This is a genomic window from Mesorhizobium sp. M2A.F.Ca.ET.039.01.1.1 (genome assembly GCF_003998035.1).
Lineage (GTDB): Bacteria > Pseudomonadota > Alphaproteobacteria > Rhizobiales > Rhizobiaceae > Mesorhizobium.
Window position 1 is genome coordinate 1 of record NZ_RZRY01000277.1, and the last position, 7,840, is coordinate 7,840.

The 7,840-nt window shown below is 63.5% G+C and carries 8 protein-coding genes and 2 pseudogenes; 4 read left to right on the plus strand and 6 right to left on the minus strand.

The genetic code is table 11. The features are described 5' to 3' along the window. The 3 genes and pseudogenes from EOA24_RS20420 to EOA24_RS20430 form a co-directional block, all read right to left on the minus strand. Positions 1 to 243: pseudogene (locus EOA24_RS20420) on the minus strand (extensin); the annotation flags it as partial. A gap of 137 nt (positions 244 to 380) precedes the next feature. Beyond that, positions 381 to 1,391, minus strand: a complete 1,011-nt coding sequence (locus tag EOA24_RS20425; protein ID WP_127257479.1) for an extensin family protein — start codon at positions 1,389 to 1,391, stop codon at positions 381 to 383. Positions 1,392 to 1,505: 114 nt separating this feature from the next. Continuing rightward, positions 1,506 to 1,931, minus strand: coding sequence for a DUF3775 domain-containing protein (locus EOA24_RS20430; RefSeq protein ID WP_112126832.1), 426 nt, complete (start codon positions 1,929 to 1,931; stop codon positions 1,506 to 1,508). A 177-nt stretch (positions 1,932 to 2,108) separates the two neighbouring features. Between EOA24_RS20430 and EOA24_RS20435 the strand changes: the two genes are divergently transcribed. Both EOA24_RS20435 and greA read left to right on the plus strand, forming a co-directional pair. After that, complete coding sequence (locus EOA24_RS20435; RefSeq protein ID WP_126081704.1) at positions 2,109 to 2,642, plus strand: tetratricopeptide repeat protein; 534 nt, start codon at positions 2,109 to 2,111, stop codon at positions 2,640 to 2,642. Between the two features lie 263 nt (positions 2,643 to 2,905). Next, positions 2,906 to 3,379, plus strand: a complete 474-nt coding sequence (gene greA, locus EOA24_RS20440) for a transcription elongation factor GreA (RefSeq protein WP_027168132.1) — start codon at positions 2,906 to 2,908, stop codon at positions 3,377 to 3,379. Positions 3,380 to 3,630: 251 nt separating this feature from the next. Here the strand turns inward: greA and waaC are convergent, their stop codons facing one another. From waaC to rfaD, 3 genes are read right to left on the minus strand one after another with little or no spacing between them, the layout of a single operon-like run. After that, on the minus strand, positions 3,631 to 4,605 hold the full coding sequence (gene waaC, locus EOA24_RS20445) for a lipopolysaccharide heptosyltransferase I (protein WP_126081705.1): 975 nt from the start codon (positions 4,603 to 4,605) through the stop codon (positions 3,631 to 3,633). Further along, positions 4,602 to 5,609, minus strand: a complete 1,008-nt coding sequence (gene waaF / locus EOA24_RS20450) for a lipopolysaccharide heptosyltransferase II (protein WP_126081706.1) — start codon at positions 5,607 to 5,609, stop codon at positions 4,602 to 4,604. Before waaF ends, waaC begins: the two co-directional genes overlap by 4 nt. Beyond that, entirely contained in the window at positions 5,582 to 6,529 is a 948-nt protein-coding gene (gene rfaD / locus EOA24_RS20455; protein ID WP_126081707.1) for an ADP-glyceromanno-heptose 6-epimerase, read from the minus strand. The genes waaF and rfaD overlap by 28 nt, the downstream gene beginning before the upstream one ends. 184 nt (positions 6,530 to 6,713) lie before the next feature. On the opposite strand from rfaD, the gene EOA24_RS20460 reads away from it, so the two are divergent. Together EOA24_RS20460 and EOA24_RS20465 are read left to right on the plus strand one after the other, a co-directional pair. Further along, on the plus strand, positions 6,714 to 7,148 hold the full coding sequence (locus tag EOA24_RS20460; protein ID WP_126081708.1) for a thioesterase family protein: 435 nt from the start codon (positions 6,714 to 6,716) through the stop codon (positions 7,146 to 7,148). A gap of 60 nt (positions 7,149 to 7,208) precedes the next feature. Continuing rightward, positions 7,209 to 7,839 (plus strand): annotated as a pseudogene (locus EOA24_RS20465) (LysE family translocator). Position 7,840 lies beyond the last annotated feature (1 nt).

Here is a 7,840-nt window from a genome sequence, read left to right on the forward strand (position 1 = left end):
GGCCTGGGTCATATAGGGGTTGGAGGGAACGAGGCGCTGCATGCCGGAATATTGCGGCGCGTCGGGCTGTGGCACGGCCGCCGTCTGGCTGCCGACATCGACGGCGGGCTGCAGCGCAAAGACGTCGCCCGTGGTACAGGCCGATATCGTCGCGATGGCGCCGGCGGCCAGCCCGGCGATCGCGATTCGCGCGCACTTGTTTCGTTGCGCCGCCATCAGCGCAGCGCCAAGTCTTCGAGCCATTGAAAGGCGTCCTTGTCCCCGAATGGCACAAGGTTAACCCTCAACAGTAAAGGAAAGATCAGCGCCGGCATTCATGCCTGGGGCGGAATTGCGGCGCTGTTCTTGCCGGGACGTGACCGAAACTTCCGGAATTGTGGCTATTGGCAGAAGGTGCCGCCGTGACGTCGCGGTTCCAGGTCGAGATGGAAATGCAGCGCGTGGTCGGCGTCGGCGCCCGGCCCAAGCACCGTCTTGAACGGTCCGCAGGCAGCCTTGCGCACTGCGTCGAGGAACTTCGCATCTTTTTCAGGAGGCGCCGGCCCGACCTCGATCCTGCTTCCGTCCGACAAGTTGAAGCTCGCAATATCGACCGCGTTGCCAAAGGCGTGTTCCGACAGTTTGCGGGTGCCGTTGCGCGGGCGGCAGACGAAGGCCGAGGCCTGGTTGACCGCCTTCAAATCGGCGCCGCGTTCGGCCTTTGCCGTGGGCTGGACGACATCGGCCATGAAGCGCGCCGTTGCCTCGGCCATCGGGCAATTGAGCTCGGTGCCGGGACTGACACTGATGGACTTGCCGAGCGTCTTCAAAACTATCGGATAGGGGATAGAGCAGCCGATTTGCGCGTCGTGCTCGGCCTTGTGCTCCTCGAACTCGACGCCAAGCGTCCTTAGCCGCTCGCGACACGCGGTTTCCTCGGCCGGCATCTCGTCGGCCGGCACATCGGCCGAGCGGGGATCGGGAAGCATCTTTTCCTCGCCGGCATCGGCCGGTTTTTCCGGCGGTTGCGGCGCGGTTTCCGGCGGCTCCGGCTCCAGTTCGGCGGGTTTTTCGGTCGGCGTGGGGACAATCTCCGGCGTTTGCGGATCGGGCTCCGCCCGTGCCCCGGACTGAGCGCCCTTCGAGCGCGGCGGATGGGCGTCCCATTTCGGATGCGACTTCTCCTGGTTCAGGAAGTCGTCGTCGCTGTCGAGGCGGCTTTTGCCTTGCCCGGACTTCTGGGCGCGGTTTTCCATATCCTGAGGACGTGCCCCTGGCGCCGGTGTCGTTTGCGGCGTCTCCGGTACCGGAGCGGCGCTCTCGCTGGCTGGCGGCAGGTGTCTCTTGTGCCGGTGATGATGCTTGGCGGCCGTGGCCGGCGTTATCAGCAGGGCTGCCGCCGCCAAAGGCAACGCCAATCTGCACAATCCGGAAATGCTCAGCGTTGCCATCGCCCCGAAACGGCAATCGCGTCGCGAAGTTGCCTGTACCGCCGGCCTTGCCGATCACAATCGGTTACCGGCGCGTTACGCGCCTATGGCTTCAAGGCCTTCCTCCAACCAGTCGGCAAGCATCGGCAGGCCGAGCAGGTATTTGGCCGTGCGCTTCCTTGGACGCTCCCTGGCGGCTGCCACCGCGTCAGCCCATTCGGATGCGTCATAGTCGCCGCGCCCGACCCAGGCGAGCGCGATCAGCTCGGCCGCTTCGTCGATGTTGAGATCGTTGATCAGCTCGCGGAATTCTTCCTCGGTGAGGTCTTCCGAGGCTTCCTCGACAAGGCCGTCATGGTGATGGCTGGCATGCGCGTCGCCGTCGAACTCGACCTCGTGCTCGGCGCCGTCGTCATAGTCCTCGTTGACGGCGGCGCTCAGCGCCTTGGCCTTGAGGATGAACAGGCGCACCGTGTCCGGGTCGATGGAAAGCTCCCATTCTTTCTCGAGGCGCTGCTGCACGGTCCTTCTCCACGTGATGCGCGTGGCCCGATGATAGCGGATTTGCAGCGCGCGTCACGCCCGGAGGCAAGGCTCTCCTTCGGGCCGTCCAAAATAGTTCGGCCGATGACGGCTTTTCGGGATGAAAGCGGATCGGGCCGGCGTTAGTCTGCCATTGTCACGCTCACGGAGGCATCGATGCGCAGACGATTGCTTGTTCAGGTCATGGCTATTGCGGCGCTGCCGCTGTTCGTCGCCCCGGCTTTTGCGGCCGGTGAAGGTGGCGGAAGCGGCCAAACCACTACCCAGTGCAAGAAGGGCGAAGTCTGGGACAAGAAGAAGAACAAGTGCGTGAAGCCGCAATATGGCATGCTGGATGACGACAGCATCTACGAGGCCGGCCACGATCTGGCGATGGCCGGGCGCTATGACGAGGCGATCTCGGTGCTGACGCTCGCCGCCAACAAGCAGGATCCGCGCATCCTCAACTATCTCGGCTATTCGCATCGCCATTCTGGCCGCGTCACGGTCGGCCTCGGCTATTACGAGGAAGCGCTGCGCATCGACCCGAACTACACGCTTGTGCGCGAATATCTCGGCGAAGCGCATCTTCAGATCGGCGATCTCGCCGGCGCTCAGGAACAGCTCAAGGAAATCGAAAAGCGGACCGGCACGGGCTCGCGCGAATACGGCATGCTGTCCGAGCAGATCGATCATTTCCTGCGGAGCTGAACAGGGCTTCAAGCTCTTCGGGCCGGCTGCGAGCAATCGTAGCCGGCTTTTTGTTGTTCGCCATCAACCGGCATCCGCGAAAGCGGTGATCATTTCGCCGAACTTCATTTTTGCACGTGAAAATCGCGCCAAGATCGCTATATTCAGGGAAATTGTGGTGAAACGGTTCCGTTAGCCCGAGGCTGCCGGACCGTTTTCTTTTTGTACCCATTTGACAAGGCTGCTCCCGACAAGCGGGGGTGGCGGCAGGAAAGGTCAGGCATATGATCAAGGTCCCGATGACAGGCGAGGGGTTCGCGTCATTGAAGGAAGAACTGCGTTGGCGCCAGCAAGAGGAGCGTCCGCGTATCATCGAGGCGATCTCCGAAGCGCGCTCGCATGGCGACCTGTCCGAAAATGCCGAATATCACGCGGCCAAGGAGTCGCAGAGCCACAATGAAGGCCGCATCAACGAGCTCGAGGATCTGATCGCGCGCGCCGAGGTCATCGACGTCTCCAAGCTTTCCGGCGACAAGGTGAAGTTCGGCGCGACCGTCGTGCTCGTCGACGAGGACACCGAGGAAAAGAAGACCTACCAGATCGTCGGCGACCAGGAAGCCGACGTGAAGTCCGGCCGCATCTCGATCTCCTCGCCGATCGCGCGTGCGCTGATCGGCAAGGAAGTCGGCGACGCCATCGAGGTGAACGCTCCCGGCGGCGCCCGGGGATATGAGATCGTCCAGGTGCAATTTATTTAGTGCGCTTCGCCAGATTGGGATGACGTTTCATTGAATTGTCATCCTGATCCAACTCTTTGTTGGAACATGATCTTTCGGTTCTCACTTTTCGAGATCATGTCCTGGCGTCGATTTCTGAGCTACCACGGCTCGCTGCGGATCCATTGCAAACGTTCGGAATTGGCTGAAGCCTCCGTGACGTCGTCATCCTCGGGTCTGCGCCGCGTCGCTTCGCTCCTTGCTCCGCCCGTGGATGACGAAGCAGCCGCGGTCTAAGCTGGCGCGTTTGATCTGAGCACCAGCAGCCGCTCAGCCTCGGCCATCACCTCAGCCGGCGTGATCTTGCCGCCGGGCGGCGCAAGCAAGGTCGATGCAAACTTTCCGCGCGGGCCGGTGAGACCGGGCTCCGTCGCCAGGAAGATGGCGACGGTCGGGAGGCCGAAGGCGCTGGCGAGGTGGGTGAGGCCGGTGTCGGCGCCGATGACGAGCGTCGAGCGGCCGAGGATCGCGGCGACGTCCGCGAGCGGCGATTTCGCAACCAGCAACGTCTTTGGCACGGCACCGGCGATGGCCTCCGCCACCTTCTTTTCCGCCTCATTCGACCATGTGACCACTGGCGTGAATTGCCGGTCGGCCAGCTCGCGCGCGGTTCCGATCCAGTCCTCGGCCGGCCATTTCTTGTCCTCGCGGCTGGTGCCGTGGAGCAGGAAAGCGGTTTTGCCTTCAACGCCGGGTAGCGCGCCCGCTGGCGGCACGATGCCGGACTCGAGCGCCGACAGGTCAGGCTGGTAGCCCAGCGCCAGGCCGAACAGCCGCCTGGTGCGCTCGATGGCATGCAGATCGCGCGGCACGGCGTATTTGCGCTGATAGAACAGCGTCGCCGAAGGCTCACGGGCGCTGGCGCGGTCGAAGCCGGCAATCGGCGCGTCGGCCTGGATGGCGACCAGGGCAGACTTCAACAAGCCTTGCGCGTCGACGACAAGATCGTAGCGGGAGGCACGGAGTGCTCGGCGCAGCCCGGCCATCTCACGCCACGTTCCGCCGTCGAAAAGCCTCTTGCGCCAGCGCCGGACCGCCACCTTGTGGATCACTCCAATCGCCGGATGCAGCGCCACGATGCCGGCAAACGGCTCCTCCACGCACCAGTCGAAGCTGATATCCGGACGATTGCGCACCGCGTCCTCGACGGCCGGAAAGGTGTGAATGACATCGCCCATCGACGATGTCTTGACGATCAGCACTTTCATGCGGCCGCCGGAACCTTGAGCAGGCGGTCGGCCGCGGCAGTGACACGGGCGACATCAAGGGTCTTGAGGCAGTTGAGATGCCCGAGCGGGCAGACTTTCTTGTGACAGGGCGAGCAGGACAGATGCAGCCAGATCAGTTCGGAGCGCTCGCTGAGCGGCGGCGTGTTTTCCGGCGACGTCGAACCATAGACGGCCACGATCGGCGTGTTTACGGCGGCCGCGACATGCATCAGCCCGCTGTCGTTCGAGACCGCAAGCTTTGCCGCGGCGATCAGGTCGATGGCGTCCTCCAGCCGCGTCTTGCCGGCAAGGTCGATGGCGCCGGGCGCGAGCGTCGCGATCTCGCCGGTCACGCCGGCATCGTTCTTCGAGCCGAGCAGCACGACGCCCAGACCCTTTGCCATCATGTTCCGGGCAAGCCCGGCATAGTGATCGCTCGGCCAGCGTTTTGCCGGGCCGAACTCGGCGCCGGGCATGAGCGCCACAAATTTCCTTCCCGTCAGCCCGAACCGCGCCAGCAGATCGGCTTGGTTGGCCTTGTCGACGGTAAGCTTCGGCGCGCGAAACGTGCCGCCGCGCGCGAGGCCGAAATAGGCGCGCGCCGTGCGCCGCTTCAGCGCTTCGGGCAGCGGCACGATGTCGGTCAGCAGGCCATAGCGCATTTCGCGCAAATTGCCGACACGATGGGGGATGCGGGCAAAGAACGGGATCAGTGCCGATTTCCAGCTTCCCGGCAGCACATAGGCCATGTCGTAGCGGCCGCGCAGCAGGCGGCCGAAGCGCCTGCGGCTGCGGAATTCGAGCGCGCCCGGCATCAGCGGGAAGTCGATCTGGCTGCGTATCTCGGGCATGCGCTTGACCAAAGGCGCGGCCCAGGCCGGCGCCAGCACATCGATCGCCGCGTTCGGATGTTTTTCCTTCAGCGCCGCAAACAGGCACTGCGCCATGACCATGTCGCCCACCCAGCGTGGACCGATCACGAGGATCGTTGGGCCTTCAGCCATTCGACATAGTCCCTGACGCCGGTTTCGACTGTGCGGAATTGGCCATTGTAGCCGGCCGCGCGCAAGCGGGACATATCAGCCTGCGTAAAACTCTGGTAGCTGCCCTTGAGATGGTCGGGAAAGGGGATGAACTCGATCTCGCCCTTGCCCAGCGTGTCGATCACCGTTTCGGCGACGGCGCGGAACGGCTGGGCGCGACCGGTGCCGCAGTTGAAGATGCCGCTCTGGCCCTTTTTCCAAAGCCACAGATTGACGTCGGCGACATCGCCGACATGGATGAAGTCGCGGCTCTGCTCGCCGGGGCCGAAGTCGCCATAGGCGCCGAAGAGTTTCGGATTTTCGCCGCGCTCGACCTGGTTGAACAGATGGAAGGCGACGGACGCCATGGCGCCCTTGTGCGCCTCGCGCGGTCCGTAGACGTTGAAGTAGCGCAGCCCCGTCACCTGCGAATGATCGGCGTCGACATTGCGGCGGACATAGTCGTCGAACAGTTTCTTCGAATAGGCATAGACATTGAGCGGGCGCTCGAACTCGGGCTCCTCGCGGAACTCGCTGCCCCCGCCATAGACGGATGCGGAGGAGGCATAAAGGAAGGGCACGCGCAGGTCGAGGCAGGCATGCAGGAGCCGCTTCGAATAGGTGTAGTTCACGTGCATCATGAACTTGCCGTTCCACTCGGTGGTGGTCGAGCAGGCGCCCTGATGGAAGACGACCTCGATGCGGCCGAGCGCGCCATTCTCGAGCTGGGCGAGAAAATCGTCCTTGTCGAGATAGTCGGCGACGCGAAGGTCGGCGAGGTTGGCGATCTTGTGGCCGTCGGTGAGATCGTCGACCACGACGATGTCGTCATGCCCCTCGGCGTTGAGTGCGGCGACGATGTTGGAGCCGATCATGCCGGCGCCGCCCGTGACGATGATCATGAAGGCCTCTGTCTGTTTGCGATCCGGGCTCTTATAGGGGAGGTGGGCTGGGCTGTCGATAAAGCTCGCCGGCCGCGGCTACGACGAATGTAGGGATGGATCGGCGGAAGGGCTTTCGGGATAAGCTGCTTGCAAGCACCGGGGCGAGGGCGCCGCGGTGCGGATACATGCCCGTGGTGCAATCATGACGTCCGATCTAAAGCCTGGCCTTCGCCATCTTCAAACCCTGCGGGTGGACGATACCCTGACGGTGCCTGCCATGACGCCGGCCTTTGCGGGATTCGGCGACATGCCGCCGGTATTCGCTACCGCCTTCATGGTCGGCTTCATCGAATGGGCGTGCATCGAGGCATTGCGCCCGTTCCTCGGAAGCCATGAGAGGACCGTCGGCACCCATGTCGATGTTTCCCATGTCGCCGCCACGCCTGTCGGCATGATGGTCACGGCAGATGTCGAGCTTATCGCCGTGGAAGGAAGAAAGCTGCGCTTCAAGGTGTCGTGCAGTGACGAGGGCGGACCGATCGGGGAAGGTTTCCACGAGCGCGCCGTGATCGACCATGACAAGTTCATGGCGCGTGTCTTGACCAAATCCCGGCAGACAGGTTCCTTGCCACAGTGAGGCCGCAAAGCTACCGCTCCAGTCGGCCTTAGCCAGCTGGCGCAGCGTAAGGGACCAAGAATGCCGTCGACCGAACTGCTCATCGCATTCTTCGCCACCACTGCGATCTTCGCCTACATCCCCGGACCCGCCATGCTTTAGCCGCGGCGCAGACGATGGCGCGGGGCCGCTGGTCGGGGCTGACGGCGGCTCTCGGCATTCATCTTGGCGGTTATGTGCATGTCTTCGCGGCCGCCGCGGGACTGTCCGTCCTGTTCCACGCCGTGCCGCCGCTCTATCTGGCGGTCAAGCTCGGCGGCGCGCTCTATCTGATCTGGCTCGGCGTCTCAATGATCCGCAAACGGACAGGCGGCGATACGGCTCTGCCGGCCATCGAGCGGAAATCGGCGCGGCGCGCCTTTTTCGAAAGCATCACCGTCGAGGTGCTCAATCCGAAGACGGCGATCTTCTTCATGGCGTTCCTGCCGCAATTCATCGATGCCTCGGCGGCGTTCCCGTCTGGCTGCAGTTCGTCGTGCTTGGAACCATCGTCAATCTGATGTTTTCCTCCGCCGATATTGTTTGCGTATTCCTTGCCGGCGCGATGATCGACCGGCTGCGGCGTTCAGGGCGGGCGCAGCGGCTGATGCAGCGTGCAGGCGGCGCCGTGCTTGTCGGCCTCGGCGTCCACGTGGCCCTGCAGAGAAGCTGAT